Source organism: Nonomuraea sp. 3N208, assembly GCF_052245935.1.
Classification (GTDB): Bacteria; Actinomycetota; Actinomycetes; order Streptosporangiales; family Streptosporangiaceae; genus Nonomuraea.
The window spans coordinates 1-20,665 of record NZ_JBQQBR010000053.1 but is presented as its reverse complement, the minus strand read 5'-3'; the positions used below and the strand labels follow the sequence as shown (position 1 = coordinate 20,665).

General features: G+C 69.8%; 19 protein-coding genes. 6 read left to right on the top strand and 13 right to left on the bottom strand.

Features of this window, described 5'->3' with window-relative positions; genetic code table 11:
• Window positions 1-90 precede the first annotated feature (90 nt).
• Both ACTWPT_RS50305 and ACTWPT_RS50300 read left to right on the top strand, forming a co-directional pair.
• Window positions 91-546: a hypothetical protein gene (locus tag ACTWPT_RS50305; RefSeq protein WP_443184675.1), complete on the top strand. Its 456-nt coding sequence runs from the start codon at window positions 91-93 to the stop codon at window positions 544-546.
• Between the two features lie 11 nt (window positions 547-557).
• Window positions 558-2,078, top strand: coding sequence for a multicopper oxidase family protein (locus tag ACTWPT_RS50300; RefSeq protein ID WP_443184674.1), 1,521 nt, complete (start codon window positions 558-560; stop codon window positions 2,076-2,078).
• A gap of 60 nt (window positions 2,079-2,138) precedes the next feature.
• Here the strand turns inward: ACTWPT_RS50300 and ACTWPT_RS50295 are convergent, their stop codons facing one another.
• The 10 genes from ACTWPT_RS50295 to ACTWPT_RS50250 form a co-directional block, all read right to left on the bottom strand.
• The gene (locus tag ACTWPT_RS50295; RefSeq protein ID WP_443184673.1) at window positions 2,139-2,381 is read right to left on the bottom strand and encodes an RrF2 family transcriptional regulator; all 243 of its coding nucleotides are present in this window, start codon (window positions 2,379-2,381) and stop codon (window positions 2,139-2,141) included.
• Complete coding sequence (locus tag ACTWPT_RS50290; RefSeq protein WP_443184672.1) at window positions 2,378-3,316, bottom strand: sulfite exporter TauE/SafE family protein; 939 nt, start codon at window positions 3,314-3,316, stop codon at window positions 2,378-2,380. The genes ACTWPT_RS50295 and ACTWPT_RS50290 overlap by 4 nt, the downstream gene beginning before the upstream one ends.
• Window positions 3,317-3,409: 93 nt before the next feature.
• Window positions 3,410-4,057, bottom strand: a complete 648-nt coding sequence (locus tag ACTWPT_RS50285; protein ID WP_443184671.1) for a VOC family protein — start codon at window positions 4,055-4,057, stop codon at window positions 3,410-3,412.
• The gene (locus tag ACTWPT_RS50280) at window positions 4,054-4,623 is read right to left on the bottom strand and encodes an alkylhydroperoxidase domain protein (RefSeq protein ID WP_443184670.1); all 570 of its coding nucleotides are present in this window, start codon (window positions 4,621-4,623) and stop codon (window positions 4,054-4,056) included. The genes ACTWPT_RS50285 and ACTWPT_RS50280 overlap by 4 nt, the downstream gene beginning before the upstream one ends.
• A gap of 64 nt (window positions 4,624-4,687) precedes the next feature.
• The gene (locus tag ACTWPT_RS50275) at window positions 4,688-5,281 is read right to left on the bottom strand and encodes a CMD domain protein (protein ID WP_443184669.1); all 594 of its coding nucleotides are present in this window, start codon (window positions 5,279-5,281) and stop codon (window positions 4,688-4,690) included.
• Complete coding sequence (locus tag ACTWPT_RS50270) at window positions 5,278-6,258, bottom strand: putative FMN-dependent luciferase-like monooxygenase (RefSeq protein ID WP_443184668.1); 981 nt, start codon at window positions 6,256-6,258, stop codon at window positions 5,278-5,280. Before ACTWPT_RS50270 ends, ACTWPT_RS50275 begins: the two co-directional genes overlap by 4 nt.
• Entirely contained in the window at window positions 6,255-7,814 is a 1,560-nt protein-coding gene (locus ACTWPT_RS50265) for a dipeptide ABC transporter ATP-binding protein (protein WP_443184667.1), read from the bottom strand. The genes ACTWPT_RS50270 and ACTWPT_RS50265 overlap by 4 nt, the downstream gene beginning before the upstream one ends.
• Window positions 7,811-8,644 (bottom strand): ABC transporter permease, encoded by an 834-nt coding sequence (locus ACTWPT_RS50260; RefSeq protein ID WP_443184666.1) that lies wholly within the window; start codon window positions 8,642-8,644, stop codon window positions 7,811-7,813. Before ACTWPT_RS50260 ends, ACTWPT_RS50265 begins: the two co-directional genes overlap by 4 nt.
• Window positions 8,641-9,570, bottom strand: coding sequence for an ABC transporter permease (locus ACTWPT_RS50255; RefSeq protein ID WP_443184665.1), 930 nt, complete (start codon window positions 9,568-9,570; stop codon window positions 8,641-8,643). The genes ACTWPT_RS50260 and ACTWPT_RS50255 overlap by 4 nt, the downstream gene beginning before the upstream one ends.
• Window positions 9,567-11,186, bottom strand: coding sequence for a TIGR04028 family ABC transporter substrate-binding protein (locus ACTWPT_RS50250; protein WP_443184664.1), 1,620 nt, complete (start codon window positions 11,184-11,186; stop codon window positions 9,567-9,569). Before ACTWPT_RS50250 ends, ACTWPT_RS50255 begins: the two co-directional genes overlap by 4 nt.
• A 226-nt stretch (window positions 11,187-11,412) precedes the next feature.
• On the opposite strand from ACTWPT_RS50250, the gene ACTWPT_RS50245 reads away from it, so the two are divergent.
• Together ACTWPT_RS50245 and ACTWPT_RS50240 are read left to right on the top strand one after the other, a co-directional pair.
• A complete protein-coding gene (locus tag ACTWPT_RS50245; protein ID WP_443184663.1) occupies window positions 11,413-12,774 on the top strand; it encodes a sensor histidine kinase in 1,362 nt (453 codons plus the stop codon).
• 186 nt (window positions 12,775-12,960) lie between these two features.
• Window positions 12,961-14,628 (top strand): HAL/PAL/TAL family ammonia-lyase, encoded by a 1,668-nt coding sequence (locus tag ACTWPT_RS50240; RefSeq protein ID WP_443184662.1) that lies wholly within the window; start codon window positions 12,961-12,963, stop codon window positions 14,626-14,628.
• Between the two features lie 140 nt (window positions 14,629-14,768).
• Here ACTWPT_RS50240 and ACTWPT_RS50235 read toward each other — a convergent pair whose 3' ends face one another.
• Genes ACTWPT_RS50235 through ACTWPT_RS50225 form a run of 3 tightly spaced genes read right to left on the bottom strand, consistent with a single transcriptional unit; the run spans window position 14,769 to window position 17,837 of the window.
• The gene (locus ACTWPT_RS50235; RefSeq protein ID WP_443184661.1) at window positions 14,769-15,596 is read right to left on the bottom strand and encodes a carbohydrate ABC transporter permease; all 828 of its coding nucleotides are present in this window, start codon (window positions 15,594-15,596) and stop codon (window positions 14,769-14,771) included.
• Entirely contained in the window at window positions 15,596-16,549 is a 954-nt protein-coding gene (locus ACTWPT_RS50230) for a carbohydrate ABC transporter permease (RefSeq protein ID WP_443184660.1), read from the bottom strand. The genes ACTWPT_RS50235 and ACTWPT_RS50230 overlap by 1 nt, the downstream gene beginning before the upstream one ends.
• Window positions 16,550-16,556: 7 nt before the next feature.
• Complete coding sequence (locus tag ACTWPT_RS50225) at window positions 16,557-17,837, bottom strand: ABC transporter substrate-binding protein (protein WP_443184659.1); 1,281 nt, start codon at window positions 17,835-17,837, stop codon at window positions 16,557-16,559.
• 145 nt (window positions 17,838-17,982) lie between these two features.
• Between ACTWPT_RS50225 and ACTWPT_RS50220 the strand changes: the two genes are divergently transcribed.
• Entirely contained in the window at window positions 17,983-19,026 is a 1,044-nt protein-coding gene (locus ACTWPT_RS50220) for a LacI family DNA-binding transcriptional regulator (protein WP_443184658.1), read from the top strand.
• 348 nt (window positions 19,027-19,374) lie between these two features.
• The gene (locus tag ACTWPT_RS50215) at window positions 19,375-20,640 is read left to right on the top strand and encodes an MFS transporter (protein WP_443184657.1); all 1,266 of its coding nucleotides are present in this window, start codon (window positions 19,375-19,377) and stop codon (window positions 20,638-20,640) included.
• Window positions 20,641-20,665: the final 25 nt, after the last annotated feature.

Genomic DNA, 20,665 nt, shown 5'->3' with positions numbered 1-20,665 from the left:
GAGTGCGTTCCAAGTCGCCCACCATTGCTCCCCAAGTGGCACTACCTACCGTGGCACGCGAAACAAGCGGTCTTGAGAGGGGAGGGCGTGGTGAAACACGTCTACAAGGTCTTGGCCTACCTGGTCGCGATCGAGGTGGCCATCCAGGCGGCGGTCATGGTCTGGGGTGACGCCGGGCTCGGCAAGTGGGTCGAGGGGGGCGGCGTGGTCGACAAGACGCTCGCCGAGAGCGGCGAGGCGCCGTTCCCCGAGTTCATCGGCCTCATCATCCACGGCATCAACGGGATGATCGCCATCCCGGTCATCGCGCTGCTCCTGCTGATCACCTCGTTCTGGGCGAAGGTCCCCGGCGCCGTGAACGCGGCCGGCCTGGTGCTCCTGCTCGTCGTTCTGCAGGTCACGTTCGGCATCGTCGGCCACAGCATTCCGCTGGTGGGCGCCGTGCACGGCCTCAACGCGCTGCTGCTGTTCACCACCGCGCTCTACGCCGCACGTCGTGGCGCGGCCGTGAGCGCTCCTGAACCGCAGCTCGCCGCTCGCGGCTGACGGCACGTCCCATGCATCGCATCAGCCGGAGCGGTGGCCGCGTCCGCCTCGCCGTCGCGTGCGCCGCGACCATGGCCGTGCTCGGGCCGCTGATCTGGTTCTGGCAGGACAGCCTGCTGCCGGAGACGTACTCGGTCATGGACATGGGGTTCGCGGACTACGGGGGCGGGCGGCGCGGCGCCATGGAGCATTCGGGAGGAGGCGCATCCGCCCACGGGGGACACGCGGGGCACGCGGGAGCCGGGCGGGATGTCACCCGGCTGATCGCCGATCCGGACCGCCGCGCCGACGTCGCGGTGACCATGGTCGCCCGCAAGCAGCGCTTTCAGCTGCCCTCGGGCCGCGCGTTCGACGGATACACGCTCAACGGCCAGTCGCCCGGACCGGTCATCAAGGCCACCAAGGGGCAACTGGTGCAGGTTCGGCTGATCAACGAGTCGGTGCCGGGCGGCGTCACGCTGCACTGGCACGGCGTCGACGTGCCCAACACCGCGGACGGCGTCGCCGGTGTCACGCAGGACGCGGTCGGCATCGGCAAGGAGTTCACCTACCGGTTCGTCGCCGACCAGGCCGGCACCTTCTGGTACCACTCGCACCAGATGTCGCACGAGCAGGTACGTGGGGGCCTGCTCGGGGCGCTGGTGGTCACGCCGGCGGCACAGGAGAAGACCGCCGACGTCGTGGCGCTGGTGCACCTGTACAAGGGGGTGCGCACCGTCAACGGGCGCGAGGGCGACGTCCCCGTCCAGGCGCCGCCCGGGACGCGGGTGCGGGTACGAGTGATCAACACCGAGTATGGCCTCATGCCGGTGTGGGTGGGCGGTGCGCCGTACCGGCTGGCCGCCGTCGACGGCACGGAGATCAACGGGGCCGCGCCGGTCCGGGACAAGGCCGTGGCGGTGGTCGCCGGAGGACGCGCCGACCTCGAGGTGATCATGCCCCGGGACGGCTCGCCGGTCCGGATCCACCTCGGCGGCCCGGCCGGCGTGGTGCTCGGCTCGGCGTCGTCCACGGCGCCCCCGGTCCCCCGGCCGGCGGCGACGCTGGACCTGCTCACGTACGGCACTCCGGCGCGGCTGGCCTTCGATCCCGGCAAGCCCGATCGGCGGTTCGCCTACGACATGGGGCGCCGCCCCGGCTTCCTCGACGGAGTCCCCGGGTTGTGGTGGACGATCAACGGCCACCTCTACCCCGACGTGCCGATGTTCCATGTGGCCGAAGGCGACGTGGTGCGGATGCGCATCTCCAACGACAGCGGCGAGACCCACCCCATGCACCTGCACGGCCACCACGCGGTGGTGCTCAGCCGCGACGGCGTGCCCGCCACCGGGAGCCCGTGGTGGGTGGACTCCCTCGAGGTCGGCGTCGGCGAGTCGTACGAGATCGCCTTCGTCGCCGACAACCCCGGCGTCTGGATGGACCACTGCCACAACCTGCCCCACGCCTCGGAAGGCCTCACCGCCCACCTGATGTACGAGGGAGTCACCACGCCGTTCACCGTAGGAGGCCCCGCCGCCAACGAGCCGGAGTGAGCCGTCGGAAGATCTGCGCACCACGGCCCGCCTTCGAGAACCGGTCGCCGCCAACTCTCGTCAGGAACCCGCATGAGGTGAGGCCAGGACGTCGGCGAGAGTGGTGCCACTCAGCAGGCGGTCCTCATGGTCGTGCAGTTCGGCCCAGATCTCGGCCAGCGGCGCCGCCGCCTGCGGCAAGGGCCGGCCGGCCGGCTCGACCCCTTCGGTGACGCGGATGACGTCGGCGAGCGCGATCTCCGCGGCGGAGCGGGCCAGCCAGTAGCCGCCCTCCGGGCCGGGCTCGGTGCGTACGGCCCTCATGCGGAGGCCTGCTCCTCCTCGGCGGTCCGGATTTGCAGTTCGGTTTCGATCGCCTCGACGGACTCGGCGGCCTTGTCGCGGCGGTATTCGCGGACGGAGTAGGCGATGGCGCCGGCCCAGACCAGGGCGATGGCGATGTAGGCGATGGTCTGCACGCCGCCGGAGGCGTCGATCCAGTCACTGCGCAGCAGGGTCCGCACGTTGGTCAGGATGATCACGCCGCCCACGGCCGAGCCGAGGATGCGCGGCGGGATGTGGCGGACCAGCCAGGCCGCGATCGGCGCGGCGATGACGCCGCCGAGCAGCAGGACGGCGACCCAGGCGAAGTCGATGTTCTCCGAGCCGATGCCGACGAAGAAGCCGACGCTGGCGGCGACCGCGACCAGGAACTCGCTGGCGTCGACGGAGCCGATCACCTTGCGCGGCTGCAGCCGGCCGCTGGCCAGGATGGCAGGGGTGCCGACCGGGCCCCAGCCGCCGCCACCGGTGGCGTCGACGAAGCCGGCCAGCACGCCGAGCGGGGCCAGGAAGCGCTTGCGCAGCGGCTTGCCCAGGTTGCCGCGCGGCAGCCCGAAAGCGGTGAAGCGGACCAGGATGTACGCGCCCAGCGTCAGCAGGACGATCGACATGACCGGGGCGGCGACCTCGGTGGACAGGCTCGACAGGAACGTCGCCCCGGCGAAGGCGCCGAAGGCGCCCGGGACGCCGATCTTGGCGACGACCTTCCAGTCCACGTTGCCGAAGCGCGAGTGGGAGATGCCCGAGGCGAGCGTGGTGCCGATCTCGGCCAGGTGCACGGTGGCCGAGGCCGCGGCCGCGTTGGTGCCGACGGCCAGCAGCAGCGTGCTGGAGGTGACGCCGTAGGCCATGCCGAGGCTGCCATCAACGAGTTGGGCCGCGAAACCGACGAGCCCGAGCAGGATGAGCGCTCGCACGATCTCCCCTTTCTCTACTTTTTAAGTAGGAATAATCATTAATGGAACTCCGCGGTCCCGTCAAGGGGGTGGCTCGCCTTTCTTGCCTTCTGGTCAGCGCAGGGTCACATGGCCGCGAGGGGTGTCGATGACGGCACGCAGCGCCGTTTCCGGTCCTCGGGAGACATCGAGCCGCACGTCCAGGGCGGCCAGGTCGCGCCGATACGCGTCCGGATCCGGGTGCACGGCGGAGAGGGACAGCAGGCTCACGAGGGGCAGGCCAGAAGAGGCGGGGTGAGGTGTGTCACCCCAGTCGATGAGGAAAGGCACCGGCCTGAGCGTCGCCGGGTCGTCCCACCGGGTGAGCCGCCACTCCAGCAGCACGCCTGCCGGCGTGCGCCGGGACAGGGGCCGGACGTCGCCGGGGTCGTAGCCCCGCTCGCGTGCCTGCTTCACCGCCCTGTCGATGTCGTCAGGGTGTACGGCCCAGCCGACCAGACGAGGGGCGGTGAGGGTCTCCAGGCCGAACGCCCGCGGCCGCACGGATGCCTCCGGATCGGGCCCGATGATCTCCAGGTAGGCGGTGGGGCCGAAGCTGACGAGATAGTTCGCGGTGCCTCCGGGATGGCTGCCGCCGGGCACGGGGTGGATGCCGGTGCGCTCGGCGAATTGGGCGACCGCGGCGGCGAGGTCAGGGACCGCGTAGACGAGGTGGTCGAGGCGGGTTGTGATGTCGCCGAGTCCGCGACGAGATTCGGTCATCGGTCCTCCTGGGGAGTGGGCTCGCCGAGCGAGAGCATGAGCCGGTTGGCCCAGTTGAAGAAGGCCGCGGCCTGAAGGGTGTCGCTGATGGCCAGGTCGTCGAGCCCGGCGGCACGCAGGGCCGCGATGTGCTCGGGGCCGAGCTGCTCCGGGGTGGCGGCGAGCGCCACCGCGGCGTCGATGACCGCCCGCCACCTGCCGTCCTGCGGCGCGCCGACACCCTCGTCCAGCAGGCGCTGCACGTCCTCGGGACGCTTGGCGTGGTGACTGGCGAAGCGAGCGTGCACGGAGGCGCAGAACACACATCCGTTGCGGCGGGAGGTGGCCGTGGCGGCCAGCTCGCGTTCGGCGCGCGGCAGCCCTCCGTCGGCGTTGTAGAAGATGTCGACGTCGGTCTTCGTACGGGCGTGCAGGATGTCCGGGTCGCGGGCGAGCAGCAGGAAGTACGGTGAGGCGGCGCGGGCCTTGTCCACCAGCGCCTCGTAGTGGGCGTCGGTCAGCTCTTCCTCGGTCAGGGGCGCCAGCCACGGCCGCCAGCCGAGGCGGTCCTGGGTGAAGCCGGTCATGAGACCTCCTTCGCCGGTCTCATGACCAAGGTGCTGTGCATATTGATGACCTCGACAAGCTCGGTCATGAAGTGAGTCCTTCCCGCTTGAGCAGCCGCAGGCCGGCGATCACCCGTACCTGGAAGCTGAGGAATGCGATGAGCTGCGACAACGTGACGATGCCCGTGGTGCTCCAGCCCGCGTGGGCCAGCGCGTCCAGATGGTCCTGGCGGGCCTCGCGGGGCCGGAACACGAGCAGGTGGGCGTGCTCTAACGCGGAGGCCAGGCGCGTGCCGAGCGCGTCCGGCTCGCGCGCCCGGTAGCGCAGCCCTTCGTCGCTCTCCGCCGCCAGGACCGTGCCGGCCGGGTAGACACCGTAGGGCCCGGTGGTGCTGCCCTCCTCGATCTCCGTATCGACGGCCTTCAGGAGGCCGGGCGCGAGCTCGGCGAGACGGTCGGCGTAGAAGCGCGCTACCGCGGCGTCCTGGTGCAGGCCGGTGACGAAGGCCGCGATCGCGCCGCGTTCGACGAGCGTGACCTCGCCTTCGTCGTCCGGGGTGAAGAGCGCGTCGTAGCTGCGCTGGGCGTGCTCCCGGGCGCCGGGACGGCGCTCGCGCAGCCGGTCGAGCGGGGAGCCGGGAGTGATTCCCGCCAGATGGTCGATGACGTCGATGATCATTTCGTGCTCACTTCAATGGACAGGGCAGGGGCGACCTCGGTCGCCAGCAGCTCGACCGAGCGGAGGATGAGCGGGTGCGGCGGGTCGACCGAGTGCGCCTGGAAGACCAGGTCGGTGACCCGCTGCAGGGTGGGGTCGGCCTGCAGGCTTTCGATGACGTCCTCCGGAGTGCCGAGGTGCACGTCGAAGGCCGCGATGCGATGGTCGAGATCGTTGTCGGGCAGCTCGAAGGGCAACCTGCCCCGGCCGAGGCCCAGCTCGGCGTAACGCAGCGCCTCGGCCCTGCTGTCGGCGACGAACGCTGTGCGCGAGGCCACGATGCGCGGCGTCGCGCCGGGCGGCAGGTTCTCGTAGTAGGCGTCGACGATCGGCAGCTGGAGGTCGGCCAGCGTGGCCTGCGGGTTGCCGGCGGGCCGGGGCTGTGTGCGCGACAACATCAGCCCGTTGCCCGCCCGGCCCGCCCTGGCCCCGCCCGCCACCGAGAACGTCGCCTCCCAGATGGCGCTCAGCAGCCGGTGCGCCGGCGGGTAGAGCCGGTTGCCGCCCCCGAGGTCCTCCCCCGACCAGGCCCGGACCAGCACCTCCAGGTGCTCGGCGTACAAGGCGGCGCGGCCGGCGCTGTCGTGCCCGAACGGCCCGAACGCCGACGGGGTGCCCCCGCCGCCCACGCCCACCTCCAGCCGGCCGCCGGTCAGCAGGTCCAGCACGGCGGCGTCCTCGGCCACCCGCACCGGATGCTCGAGCGGCAGCGTGATGATGCCGGTGCCGAGCCGGATGCGGCTGGTCCTGGCGGCGACGTGGGCCAGGAACACCAGCGGCGCCGGCAGCCCGCCCTCGTCGCCGTCGAAGTGGTGCTGCGCCACCCACGCCGTGTCGAACCCGAAGGCCTCCGCGTGCTCGATCTGCTCGGCGGCCAGCCGGTACCGCTCCCCCGGCGGCACGTCGTCGAGCAGCCGGGTGAAGAAGCCGAGCCTCATCGCACCCGCTCCGGGATCGCGGCCAGCAGCTCGCGGGTGTAGTCGTGCCTCGGCTCAGTGAAGACCTGCCGGGTCGTTCCGGTTTCCACAATGCGTCCTTTGCTCATGACGGAGATGGTGTGCGAGATCTGGCGCACGACGGCCAGATCGTGCGAGATGAACAGGTAAGTGAGCCCCAGGTCGCGCTGGAGCTGTTCGAGCAGGTCGAGGATCTGTGCCTGCACGGTGACGTCGAGGGCCGAGACCGCCTCGTCCAGCACGATCACGGCGGGGTCCGCGGCCAGCGCGCGGGCGATGGCCACCCGCTGCCGCTGCCCGCCGGACAACTCGCGCGGCCGGCGCGCCAGCACGTCCTTCGGCAGCGCCACCCGATCCAGCAGGTCGGCGACCCGAGCGTGGCGGGCGGCCCGATCGCCGAGCTTGAAGTTCCGCAGCGGCTCCTCCACGATCTCCCCGATGGACTGGCGCGGGTCGAGCGACCCGTACGGGTTCTGGTAGACGAGTTGCACGTGCCTCCGGAAACCGCGGTCGTCCGGCGCCCCGGTGATGTCCACCGTTCCCGACGTCGGCATGGCGAACCGCACGACCATCCTGGCCGTGGTGGTCTTGCCCGAGCCGGACTCGCCCACCAGCGCGTGCGTGGTGCCGCGCGCCACCTCGAAGGAGACCCCGTCGACGGCCCGGAACGGGCGCCGCCCCATGCGGAACTCCTTGACCAGGTCGCGGACCACGATCGCGGGCCCTGCCGCCGGCTGGGCCTCAGGAGGATCCAGGAACGGCCGCGCCGACAGGGCGGGAGCGTCGTTCAGCAGCCGCTTGGTGTAGTCGGCTTCCGGGGCGGCCAGCAGGGCGGCGGTCGGCCCCTGCTCGACGACGCGGCCGTCCTTCATGACGACCAGGCGGTCGGAACGGCCGGCGGCCACGCCCAGGTCGTGGGTGACCAGCAGCACGGCGGTGCCGTACTCGGCACGCAGGTCGTCGATGAGGTCCAGGATGCGCCGCTGCACTGTGACGTCGAGCGCGCTGGTGGGCTCGTCGGCGATGATGAGCCGGGGTCGCAATGCGATCGCGATGGCGATCAGCACGCGCTGGCGCATGCCGCCGGACAGCTCGTGGGGGTACTGTCGAGCACGGACCTCGGGGTCGGGCAGGCCGACGCGGGCGAGCAGGTCGAGCACGCGATGGCGGATCGAACGGCGGTCACCCTGACCGTGGATGCGCAACACCTCGCCGATCTGGGCGCCGACGGTCTTGACCGGGTCCAGGGAGTTGGCGGGATCCTGCGGGATCAGGCCGATCTGCGAGCCGCGTACGGACCTCAGCCGGCGCGCGGTCCAGCCGGCCAGGTCGGCCTCGCCGAACAGGATCCGGCCCGCGTCCAGGGTGGCGTTGCCCGGCAGCAAGCCGATGATCGCGTGTGCCGTGGTGGACTTGCCCGATCCCGACTCGCCGACGACGGCCAGGACCTCCCCCGGCTCGATCGCGAAGGACACACCGGCCACTGCTCGCCTGCCGTCGTACGAGACCGCCAGGTCGCGGATGTCGAGCAAACTCATGCCCGTTCCCTTCCGATCGAGCGGCTGATGCGGCCGGCGGCGAGCACCACCGCGACCACCACCGCGCCGGGCAGCGTGGTCAGCCACCACGAGGTGGCGAGGTAGTTGCGTCCCTCGGAGATGAGCAGTCCCCATTCCGGGGTGGGGGGCTCGGCGCCGTACCCGAGGAAGCCGAGTGTCGAGATGGCGAGGATGGCCGCGCCGAACTGCAGGGCGGCGAGGGCGATGACGGGGCCGAGCGAGTTCGGCAACACGTGCCGCCACAACACGGCCGGGAACCTGCCGCCGCTGCCGAACGCGGCCTCCACGTAGTCGGCTCGCCGGACCCGCACCACCTCGGCGCGGGCCAGCCGGGCGAAGGCCGCCACCGAGCCGACGCCCACCGCGATCGCCACGTTCACTGTGCCGGGACCGAGCAGGATGATCACGGTCAGGGCCAGCAGCAGACCGGGCACCGACAGCAGCACGTCCACGACCCGCATGACCGCCGCGTCGGCGACTCCGCCGGCCGCGCCGGCCAGCAGCCCGAGCAGCGTGCCGAGGACCAGGCCCACGGCCACGGCCACGAGCGCTCCCGACAGCGAGTGCACGGAGCCGTGCACCACCCGGGCGAACACATCGCGCCCGACGGCGTCGGTGCCGAACAGGTGCTCCGCGCTCGGCGCCTGGAGCTTCTCGGCCGGCACGCCGGCGATCGGGTCGTAGCCGGTGAACACGCCGGGCAGGACCGCCCAGAGCAGCACGAGCCCGATCACCGCCCACGCGAGAACCGGCCCGCCCTTCACGCGACCGGCCGGCACGCGGCCCGCCTTCACACCCGCGCCCTTCACGACGCCGCCTTCAGCCGCGGGTCGAGGATCGGGAACAACACGTCCACCACCAGGTTGACCAGCACGAACACGGCCGCGGCGAGCACGACCACGGCGAGCATGACCGGCGTGTCCTGCGCGCCCACGGCCTGCTCGGTGAGCCTGCCGATGCCGGCCCGGCCGAAGACCGTCTCGGTCACGACCGAGCCCGCGATCAATTCGCCGAACGTCAGCCCGGCCACGGTCAACGTCGGCAACACGGCGTTGTGGGCCACGTGCCGCCACAGGATCCACCACCGGGTCGCGCCCTTGGCCTCGATGACCGGCACGAACGGCTGCGCGTACACCTGGTCGATGCTCCTGGCGAGCACCTGCGCGATGGGCGCCGAGATCGGCACGGCCAGCGTCAGGACCGGAAGGATCAGCTGCTGCACGTCACCGCCGCCGATCACCGGCACCAGCTTCAGCCGGAACGAGAAGACCTGGATCAGCAGGATGCCCAGCCAGAACGCGGGCACCGAGATGAACAACGACGGCACCGACAGCAGCGCGCCCCGCAACCACGAGGTCGCGCTGTAGCTCGCCGCGACGGCGATCACCACGGCGATCAGCATCGCGAGCACGAACGCGGCCGAGGCCAGCCGGGCCGTCTCGGGCAGCGCCTCGGCCAGCCGGTCGATTACGGGGGTGCCGGTGTCGATCGAGTAGCCGAAGGCGCCGGTCAGGAAGCCGAGCAGGGTCTGGGCGTAGTCGGCGATCGGGGAGCCGCCGGCGTAGTAGGCGCGGATCTCGGCGATCTGCTGCGGCGACAGGCCGAGCTCCGGGTTCTGGAACTTGATCAGGATGGAGTCGCCAGGCAGCAGCTGCAGGAGCACGTAGCTCGCCGTGAAGGCGGCCCACAACACGAGCGCCGCCTGCCCCGCCCGCGACAGGAGGTACCTCGTCACTGCTGCGACTTCCACGTCGAGTAGAACGAGGGCCTGGCGACCGCCTCGAAGGCCACTCCCTGGACGTGCGGCGCGGCGCCGTACACCTGGGGCTCCTCGAACAGCGGGATCGCGTAGCCCTGGTCGATGACATACCGCTGGATCTCGGCGACCTTGGCGTTGCGCTTGGCCACGTCGGGCTCGGCGGACTCCTCTTCCAGCAGCCGGTCCAGCTCCTCGTCCTTGGAGAGGATGACGTCGCGGTTCTGGCTGTGGAAGTGACTCTTGATCACATCCTGGTCGGCGCGGCCGACCATGCCGTGCTGGATGGCGGTCTTCTCGGCGTTCTTGATGTCCACGGCCTGCGTGCCTGCGTCCGCGGGGCGGATCTCCAGCTTCACGCCGAGCTTGGCCCACTGCTGGGCGACGAGCTCGAGCGTCTGCTTCGACAGCGGTTGCGGGCCGGAGACGAACACGCCGAGCTGCAGCCTCGTGCCGTCCTTGACGCGGAGACCGTCGGCGCCGCGGGTCCAGCCGGCCTGGTCGAGCAGGGCATTGGCCCTGGCGGGGTCATAGGTGAGCTCCTTGGACAGGTCCACGTACCCCTGGGCGAGGTGGCTGAGCACGGAGGTGGCGACCGGGTAGCTCTCGGTGAACAGGGTGTCGACGACCTCCTTGGCGTTCGTGCCCGCCTGCAGCGCCTGGCGGACGTCGGGGTCCTTCAGGATGCCGTTGGCCGGCCGCAGGTAGAGGCCGTTGTTCACGCCGCGGGTGGGCTCGGCGTAGATCTGGAAGCCGGCGTCCTTGACGGTCTGCTCGTCGTACGCCTGGACGTAGCGCACCATATCGGCCTGGCCGGAGGTCAGCGCGCCGACGCGCACGTTGTCCTCCGGCGTCACAATGATCTTGATTTCGTCCAGGTAAGGGCGCCCCTGGTGCTTGGAGGACGGCGGCGCCCAGTTGTAGTCCTTGCGCGCGGCCAGGCCGACCTCCTTGTCGACGATCTGGTTCTTGAGGGTGAAGGGGCCCGAGCCGACGACGTTCTTCAGCTGGCACTGCTGCTCGTACGGCAACGCGAGCGTCTTCTTGGACACCAGCCCCGCCCCGATGACCGACGTGCCCTGTAGGAAGCCGGGCGAGGACTTCTTGAAGTGGAACTTCACCGTGAGCGGGCCGACGATCTCGCTGCGCTCGTAGTTGTTGACGAACTCCGCGACGGGCAGCTTGAGCTTGGGGTCGCCCAGGCCGTAAACGTCGAAGTTGGCCGCCACGGCGGCGGCGTCCAGCGGGCTGCCGTCACTGAAGGTCACGCCGTCGCGCAGGTGGAAGGTGTATGCGGTGGCGTCCTCGTTGACCTCCCACTTCGTGGCTATCCACGGCTCGATCTCGAGCGTCTCGGGGTTCTGCCAGGTCAGCTTGTCGGTGATCTGGTTGAGGATGCCGCCGTTGGGATAGAAGCCGGCGGCGGGCAGGTAGAGGCAGGTCGGGGGCTGATGCTCCAGATAGATCAGCGTGCCGCCGTAGACCGGTTTGCCGTCACCTTGCGCCGTTCTGGCAGTGCCCCCGTCGCCACAGGCGCCGAGGAGGCCCACGACGGTGAGCATGACGGCGGTGAACAGCGGTCTGGATCGAGACATGGGGGTTCTGCCCTTCATGAACGTTCAGATACCAAAGCCAGAATAACCTACCTGAATAGTAGATTTTATGCGAGATCAACCCCGGGGCCGGGCGATCAAGGGGTGACGCGCACCGTCCGCGTCAATCGCCCCATTCAATCCTGCGTAACCGCCTTTATTGGGGAATCTCCCTAAGTTAGCGGCGAGCGCGACAACCGTGATCTTCTGATCGCCGGGGGGAAGACGCGTGAGAGCACGGTTGCGCCGATCGCTGCGGACGCGGCTGGCGCTGCTCGCCAGCATCTCCATGGTGCTGCTGAACATCGTCGTCAGCGCTTTCGTGCTGTACGGCACCCGGGACGACGCCACCGACATCCGGACGCTCGAGGTGTCCGGCAAAGCCCTGCGCGTGCTCATGCTGGTCAAGAAGTACGAGTTGCCCCGGCTGCTGGAACCGAACGGGCTCGACGGCATCCAAGTGATCGACCCGGCCGGGCATCCGGTCACCTGGACGCCGAACCTGGCCGGCGCGCCCCGCCAGACCACCGCGATCCCCCGCCCGGACCAGGCCAACGACGACGCGCAGCTCTGCGACCTGCCTGCCTTTCCCGGCCAATGCAAGATCGTGGCCGCCTTGCGCGCGTACCAGCCGGACGGCACCTGGGTCATCTACGCCTTCGAACCGACGGTGCCCTGGTACGTCAGCCCACACGTGCTCCTGTTCCTGATCGGCGTGACGGCCGGGCTGGCCACGGTGACCTGGATCGGGGTGTCTCGGGTCGTGGACCGGACCCTCGCACCGGTGAGCAGCATCACGAAGAGGCTGGCCGAGATCACCGCGGGCGGCGGCGGGATGCGGGTTCCCGTGCCGGAGACCGACGACAAGCTCAGGGCCCTGGCCGAGACCGCCAACGAGACGCTGGAGCGGCTGGAGGCGGCGATGCGGCAGCAGGAGATCGCGATGGAGCGGCAGCGCAGGTTCGCCGGCGACGCCTCGCACGACCTGCGCAGCCCGATCACCGCGATGCGCGCCCAGGTCGAGGAGGCGATGCTCTACCCCGAGGACACCGACTGGCAGGCGACGGGCACGGAGGTGCTCGCCAGCCTGGACCGGCTCCAGGCCATCGTCTCGGACCTGCTCACGCTGACCAAGCTGGACGCCGGCGCCCCGAGCCGCCGCGAGCCCGTGGACCTGGGCGAGCTGGTCGTCAGCGAGACCGCCAGGCCGCGCACCAAGCGCGTCGTCACCGACGCGCAAGGCGGCGTGCTCGTCATGGGAGACCGGTTGCAGCTGGTCCGCCTGCTGACGAACCTGCTGGACAACGCCGAGCGGCACGCCGAGACGCGAATCGACGTGACGGTGCGGCAGGAGGACGGGGAGGCCGTCCTCGAGGTGCTCGACGACGGCGCGGGCATCGCCCCCGACCAGCGCGAAATCGTGTTCGAGCGCTTCGCCCGACTGGACGACGCGCGTAGCCGCGACATCGGCGGCACCGGGCTCGGCCTGCCGATCGCCCGCGAGATCGCGGGGGCCCACCAGGGCACACTGACCGTCGAGGATTCCGACACCGGCGCTCGGTTCGTGCTGCGCATTCCCGGCTCGGGGTGACCGAGCCCGCTCCGCTTCGGCACAGAACAGGCATCGCACTGCATAGGACCGGTCGAGACCAGGTCAGCACTCGTCCCTGCGGTGTCGAGCCGTCCCTGGCCCTTCTTTGGTCCGCCGCTATAACGGAGCAGCATCGCTCATGATCGTGAGGGCCGGGAGATCACGTTGATGACCAACATAGGACGAATGGCCACCGTCGCCGGCCTGCTCGCCGCCTTGTGCGTGCCGGAGCAGGCAGTCGCCGAACCTGATCGGCCCCCTATCGGGGCGGCGCCTCGGCCGGTGTTGAGCCTGGAGCTGGACGGCGATTCACTCTCCCTCCGGGACGCGTTCGCGATCCTCGACGGCCGTCCGGTCTCCGCCCAGCTCGCGCCGGACGTGCGGGCGAACCTGGTCACCACGCGGGCGGGAGCGCTGAAGGCCCTGGCCAACCAGCGGGTGTACGGCTGGAACCAGGCGCTCGGGCCACTGAAGGACCGTCCGCTCTCACCCGAGGAGGCAGAGCAGTTCCAGCGCAACGTCCTGCGGTCACACGCCGCGGGCGTCGGCGAGCCGCTGCCCGACGACGTGGTCAGGCTGGCCCTGATCCTCAAGGCGAACCAGATGGCCAGGGGGAAGGTCGGGGTACGGCCCGAGGTGCCCCAGCGGCTGCTGGACATGGTCAACGCAGGCGTCGTGCCGCGGATGCCGCAGATCGGCTCGCTGGGCACCGGGGACCTGCAGCCGCAGGCGGCGGCCGGGCTGGCGGCGATCGGCGAGAACGCGCCGGTGCGTTACCAGGGCGTCGAGGGGCCGGCCTCCGAGCTGCTGCCGAAGGCCGGGCTGGCCAGGGACTTCACCCTCCAGGCCGGGGAAGCGCTGCCGATCGTCAGCGGCAGCACGGTGCTGGCCGCCACCCTGCTGCACGCCGTGTACCGGGCCACCGTGCTCGCCGACCAGGCGGAGGGCGCCTTCGCCCTGTTCATGGAGGCGACCAGGGCCGAACAGGGATCGCTCGACGCGCGTACCCACAAGGAACGCCACATCCCCGAGGAGGACGCGGTCGCCGCGCGGCTGCGCGAGATGGTGGCGGGCTCGGGCTGGATGACGGAGGAAGGACGCAAACGCCTCGACCCGGCGAACTACGAGCCGCGCATCCAGGACGCGGTGTCGGTACGGGCGGCGCCGCACATCATGGCCGGACTGCGGCACGAGCTCGCCGACGCGCGCCAGACTCTGGTACGGGAGGCCAACTCGTCGAACTCCAACCCGCTGATCTTCAAGCGGGATGGAGGGCCGGAGTACGAGTTCGTGATGGGCGGCAACTGGGACGGCTCCGTCATGGGACATCTCGCCGACACCCTGAACGCGGAGATCGCCGACATCGGAGTGTTGTCGCAGGAACTGTCGGGACGGCTGCTGTCGCCCCGGTGGAGCTACGGCCTTCCGGCGAACCTCGCCGGTGGCACGGTCGGGCTGAACTCCGGGATGGTGCAGGTGCAGACGGTGGCCGCGGCGTTGGTCCCGGAGATGCAGGTCAGGGCCACGCCTGCGGGGACGCTGTCCCGGCCGGTCAAGGACGGGCAGGAGGACCACAACACGATGGCGATGGCCTCGGTCCGGCATTTGCACGAGAACCTCGACCGGCTGGAAATCGTCCTGGCGGTCCAGTATCTGATGGCGGCCCAAGGCATCGACCTCATCGCCCAGAAGATGACGGGCCTGCCGCTCGGCGCTGTCACGCGGGACCTGCACGCGGAGATCAGAAGGTACGTCACCCCCCTGGGCGACGACCGCTATCTGACCCCTGACCTGGAGCGGGCCATCTGGCTGGTCCGCGCCGGGCAGCTGAAGCCGTCCGTGTCCGGCGCTTGATCGCGATCCGGCCTCGATCCCGAAAACCCGGTCTGAACTGCTCCTATCCTGGCGGCCAGTGCGCCGTGCACAGGCGGTGCCGCGCACTGGTGCGCGAGCTGCGCACCAGGCCGACCGCCCGCCCGGCACACCACGAGTGATCAGCCCTTGAAGGCGCCGTCCATGATCCCGGCCACCATCCGCCTGCCGACGAAGATGAACAACACCAGCAAGGGCAGCGTGGCCAGGAACGAGCCGGACATGGCGAGCCCGAGGTCGATGTCGAAGCTGTTCTGCAGCGCCTTGATGGCGATCTGCGCGGTGTACATCTCGGGCGACTTCAGCACGATGAACGGCCACAGGAAGTCGTTCCACGCGGTGACGAAGCCGAGCAGGCCGAGCACGAACGCGGCCGGGCGGACCAGCGGGAACGCGATGCGCCAGAAGATCTGCCAGGTGGTCGCCCCGTCGATGCGGGCGGCCTGGAGGATCTCGTCGCTGATCGTGGCACCGATGTGCTGACGCATCCAGAAGATGCCGAACGCGCTGGCCAGGCCGGGCACGATGAGCGCCTGCAGGGTGTCCACCCAGTTCAGGTTGGATATGATCATGTACTGCGGGATGACCGCGAGCTGCGTCGGCACGGTCATGGTCAGCACCACGATCAGGAACAACATGTTGCGGCCGCGGAAGCTCAGCTTGGCGAAGGCGAAGCCGGCCAGCGAGCAGAGCACCGCGTGCCCGACCCCGATGGCCCCGGCCACGATGAGGCTGTTGACCATCGAGCTGACGAACGGCACCGTCTCGAGGACCAGCCCGGCCAGGTGGAAGAAGTTGCCGCCGGGCACGATCTCGGGCGGCATCTGGGTGGCGGTCGCGCTGTCGGTGCTGGCGACCACGAACATCCAGTACAGCGGGAACAGGCAGGCGAAAACGGCCAGGCCGAGGAGGAGATAGGTCCACCAGCGGACGCGGTTGGCCTTGTTCATCAGCGCTCCGGGCGGACGCGGGTGGACAGGAGGTAGTTGAGCGTGGCGAAGATGATGATCAGGACGAACAACGCCACGCCGATGGCGGCGCCGTAGCCGAACTGGAACTGGCCGAAGCCCTGCTCGTACAGGAAGAGTGCGAGCGTCTGGCACTGGCGGACCGGCCCGCAGGTCACCGCCGAGATCCGGGAGATGAGCAGCGGCTCGGTGAAGATCTGCAGCCCGCCGATCGTGGAGGTTACGATCGTGAACACGATGACCGGCCGCAGGGACGGGATGGAGATGTGGCGGAACTGCTTCCAGCTGCCCGCGCCGTCGACCGCCGCGGCCTCGTACAGCGCGCGCGGGATCGCCTGCAGCGAGGCCAGATACAGCAGGGTCGTGTAGCCGAACCAGCGCCAGGTGACCATCGCCGCGATGAGCAGGTGGCTGCCCCACACCGACTGCTTGAAGTCGATCGGCTCCACCCCCACCAGCCCGAGCAACCAGTTGAGCAGGCCGTAGTCGCGGTCGAACATCTGGGCGAAGACGATAGCGGTGGCCGCGACCGAGGTGATGTACGGCACCAGCATCGACATCCGGAGGAACACCGCGAACCGCAGCCGGGCGTGGTTGAGAAGGTGCGCCAGAACCAGCGCCAGCAGCAGCTGCGGCACGGTCGACCACAGCCAGATGCTGATGGTGTTCCAGGCGGCGTTCCAGAACCGGGCGTCGTCGAGCAGGCGGGTGAAGTTGTCCAGGCCGATGAAGACGTGCTCGCCGATCGGGTTCCAGTCGAACAGCGCCACGTAGAACGTGAACAGCAGCGGCACCAGGCCGAACACCGCGAAGATCAGGAAGAACGGCGCGATGTAGGCGTACGGGGCGACGCGCTCGCGGATGCTCTGCCGGACCCGGGTGGTGACCGCGGGCGGCGTACCTGCCGCCCGCGACGTGCTGAGAGTCGTCGTCACGCCGGTCCTACTTACCGATGGCGGTCTTGATGTTGGCCAGCGCCGCGTCCCATGCCTTGGCGGCGTCGCCCTTGCCCTGCTCCACGTTCTCGAGCGCGTTCAGGAACTCCTGACCGATGGCGGCGCTGTCCGTGCCGATGTGGAATGGCTTGAGCCCAAGCAGCGAGTTGGTGTAGATCGTCCCGGTCGGCGCGTCGGAGAAGAACGAGTCCTTGTGCCCGGTCAGCTTCGGGTCCTTGTAGACCGACGGGGTGGTGGGCAGCGACCCCGAGTCGACGAAGTGCTCCAGCTGGCTCTGCGGCGACTGTGTCTTGGTGATGTAGTCCCAGGCGGCCTTCGGGTTCTTGGCGCCCTTGGGGATGGCCAGGTAGCTGCCGCCCCAGTTGCCCGCTCCGCCGGGAATGGCGGCGATGTCCCACTTGCCCTTGGTGTCGGGGGCGTTCCGCTCGATCTGTCCCAGCAACCATGCCGGCGCGGAGACCACCGCGAACTGGCCCTTGCCTATGCCCGCGCTCCAGCCGTCGGAGAACGAGCTCTGCTTGGCCGTGATCCCGGACTGCGCCGCCTTGATCGCCAGGTCGAAGGCGGTCTTGACCTGGGGGCTTGTGCTGTAGACGACGTTGCCCGAGGGATCGTAGTACTTCATCGGCCCCTGGTTGACCGCCTGGTAGAACACGCTGGTGGCGGCGTTGTCGACGAACGCCTTCCCGGTGGCCGCGGTGTACTTCTTGCCCGTCTCGATGAAGGCGTCCCACGTCGGCCAGAGCTTGCCCACCTCCTCCCGGTCCGTCGGCAGCCCGGCCTCCTTGAACAGGTCATGGCGGTACGCCACCGCCATGCCGCCCACGTCCGTCGGAATGCCGATGATCTCGCCGCCCTTGGCGGTGCTCTGGCTCATCACCCAGTCCAGGTAATCGCCCTTGATCTTGTCCGCGCCGAGCTGCCGCAGGTCGTGGAAGTTCTGCGGCTGCTGCACGAACTTGGGCAGGTCGTCACCCTGGATGAGGACGAGGTCCGGCACCTTGCCGCCGGCCAGCGCCGTGGTCAGGGCCTGTGCCGTCTCCGTGGAGCCTCCCACCTCGGTCAGCTTGACCTGCACACCCGGGTTGTCCTTCTGGTACTTATCGACCGACGTCTTCTGATCGATCCCGGTGAACGACCAGAACTCGAACGACTTGCCGTCGCCTGACGGCGGGGCCGAGGTGCTGCTGCCACCGCCTCCACAGGCGGATGCGGTCAGGGCGATGGCCGCGGCGAGCACGACCGGTGTGGCGATGCGGATCTTCACGGGGGGACCTCTAAAGTTTCGTATTTAATTCCGATCGTTAACCCGGGACTGTAGGGGGATGTTCCGAAATCCGTCAAGAACTGTCGCGTAAGCCAGCGAAACAACAAAGGCCAGACTCCGAAAGCGTCCCGGTTAGACTGCGGCCATGACCGCGACCGAAGAGCCGTCCGCCGGCGACGGCGCTCCATCCCAGCCGCTCACCATCGCGCAGCTCGCCGAGCTGGCCGGGGTGTCCACGGCAACCGTCTCCAAGGTCGTGAACGGTCGCAGCGAGGTCGCGCCCGAGACCCGCGCCCTCATCGAACGGCTCATCCGCGAGTACGGCTACCGCCCGCAACGGCGGCGGGCCAGCCCGGCTCCGCTGGTGGAGCTGGTCTTCCACGCCCTGGAGGGCGACTACCCGGTGGAGATCGCCAAGGGCGTCGAGCAGGTGGTCCGCGAGCACCGTCTGGCCGTCGTCCTGTCGGAGCTGCAACACCGCCACACCCCCGGCAAGGGCTGGATCGAGGCCGTGCTGAGCCGCCGCCCCACCGGCGTGATCGCGGTGTTCGCCGACCTGACGAAGGAGCAGCGCGACCAGCTCGCCACGCGCGGCGTCCCCCTGGTCCTGCTCGATCCGTCAGGCGATCCAGGGCAGCAGGTGCCCACGGTGGGCGCGAGCAACTGGAACGGCGGGCTGGCGGCGACGCGGCACCTGCTCGACCTCGGACACCGGCGCATCGCCATCATCACCGGCCCTGACTACGCGCTGTCCAGCCGCGCCCGCCTCGACGGCTACCGCACCGCCCTGGACATGGCCGGGGTGCCCGTCGATCCGGTCCTGATCGGCCGAGGCGACTTCGTCACCGAGGGCGGCCTGGCCCAGGCGCACCGGCTGCTGCGCCTGCCCGACCCGCCTACCGCCGTCTTCGCCTGCAACGACGGACAGGCCCTGGGCGTCTACCGCGCGGCCCACCAGCTCGGGCTGCGCATCCCGCACGACCTGAGCGTGGTCGGCTTCGACGACCTGCCCTCGACGCAGTGGATGACCCCGCCGCTGACCACGATCCGCCAGCCGCTCACCGAGATGGCCGCCACCGCCACGACCATGCTGCTCAAGCTCGCCCAGGGCGAGCCGCTGGCGCAGCCCCGCATCGAGCTCGGCACCGAGCTCATCGTCCGGGAAAGCACCACGAACCCTTCTCGTTGACCGAAAGTTTCGGGAAACTTCCCGTACGTAAGGCGGCGGATCCGCCGCCGCTCATCCCCTCCGCCTTCCTCTCAAGGGACCGCCACCGAAGTGTGGCGGGTGCCGGAGGCGCGGCGCCTCCCCCGTCAGCCGGATGCCGGCGATCCGAGGTCGCTGCTCCTCAGGACCGCGTTCTCCAGATGATGGCGGACCGCCGCGGCGGCACGGTAGATGTTCGCCACCACCGCCACGCGCTCGTGGCGGACCGGCGCGCTACGGCGTCATACTCTCACCCTCCTCTCATCGGCCCCGGCGCACGATGGCCACCGGCACGGCACCCCCGACGCCGGGCCGAAGGAGGTCCCCGCCATGGCTCTGGCCCTCATCGAACAGGCACGCGGACTCGACCGCGACCAGCGCAACTCCTTCCTGGCCGCCTTCCTCGGCTGGACGATGGACGCCTTCGACTACTTCATCGTCGTCCTCGTCTACGCCGAGATCGGCAAGGAGTTCGGCGTATCGCTCACCCAGATGGCCTTTCTCACCACCGTGACGCTCGCGATGCGCCCGCTCGGCGCGTTCCTGTTCGGCCGCTGGGCCGACGCCTCAGGACGCAGACGGCCGCTCATGGTCGACGTCGCCTTCTACTCCGTGGTCGGCTTCGCCTGCGCCTTCGCCCCCAACTACACCGTCCTGCTGATCCTGCGGCTGCTGTACGGCATCGGCATGGGCGGCGAATGGGGGCTCGGCGCCGCCCTGGCGATGGAGAAGATGCCCACCGGCAAGCGCGGCTTCTTCTCCGGCGTGCTGCAGCAGGGTTATGCCGTCGGCTACCTGCTGGCCGCCGTCGTCTTCCTGGTCATCAACCCCCTCTGGGGCTGGCGCGGCATGTTCGCCTTCAGTCTGCTGCCCGCCCTGGTGTCGCTCTTCATCCGCGCCCGCGTCCACGAGAGCGAAGCCTGGGAACGGACCCACGAACGCCTCACCCGTACCCGCACCTCGCTTCGCTCGGTCTTCCTCAACCCTCAGGTGCTTCGGCGGTTCCTCTACCTCGTCCTGCTCATGACCGCGTTCAACTGGATGAGCCACGGCACCCAGGACATCTACCCGACCTTCCTCAAGGACGGCAAGGGCTTCACCGGCACCGAGGCCATCACGGTGGCCATCGTCTACAACCTCGGCGCCATCCTCGGCGGCACCCTCCTCGGCGGGCTGTCGGAGCGGTTCGGCCGCCGGCGCACCATCATGACCGCTGTCCTCGCCGCCCTGCCCATCGTCCCGCTGTTCGCCTTCGCGCCCACCCTGGCCACCCTCGCCCTCGGCGCGTTCCTCATGCAGTTCCTCATTCAGGGCGCCTGGGGCGTCATCCCCGCGCACCTGACCGAACTGAGCCCCGACGAGATCCGCGGTTTCTTCCCCGGCGTCACCTACCAGCTCGGCAACCTCCTGGCGGCCTTCAACCTGCCCATCCAGCAGGCGCTGGCCCACTCCCACGGCTATCCGTTCGCCCTGGCGGTCACTGTGATCCCGGTGCTGCTCCTGGTCGCGGTGCTCACCGGGCTCGGCCACGAGGCCCGCGGCATCACGTTCGGTGCCGGCCAGGCCACGGCGTCCGTCCCGGCCTCTCCGGCCTGAGCGTCGCCGGTGACGACTCCGGCTC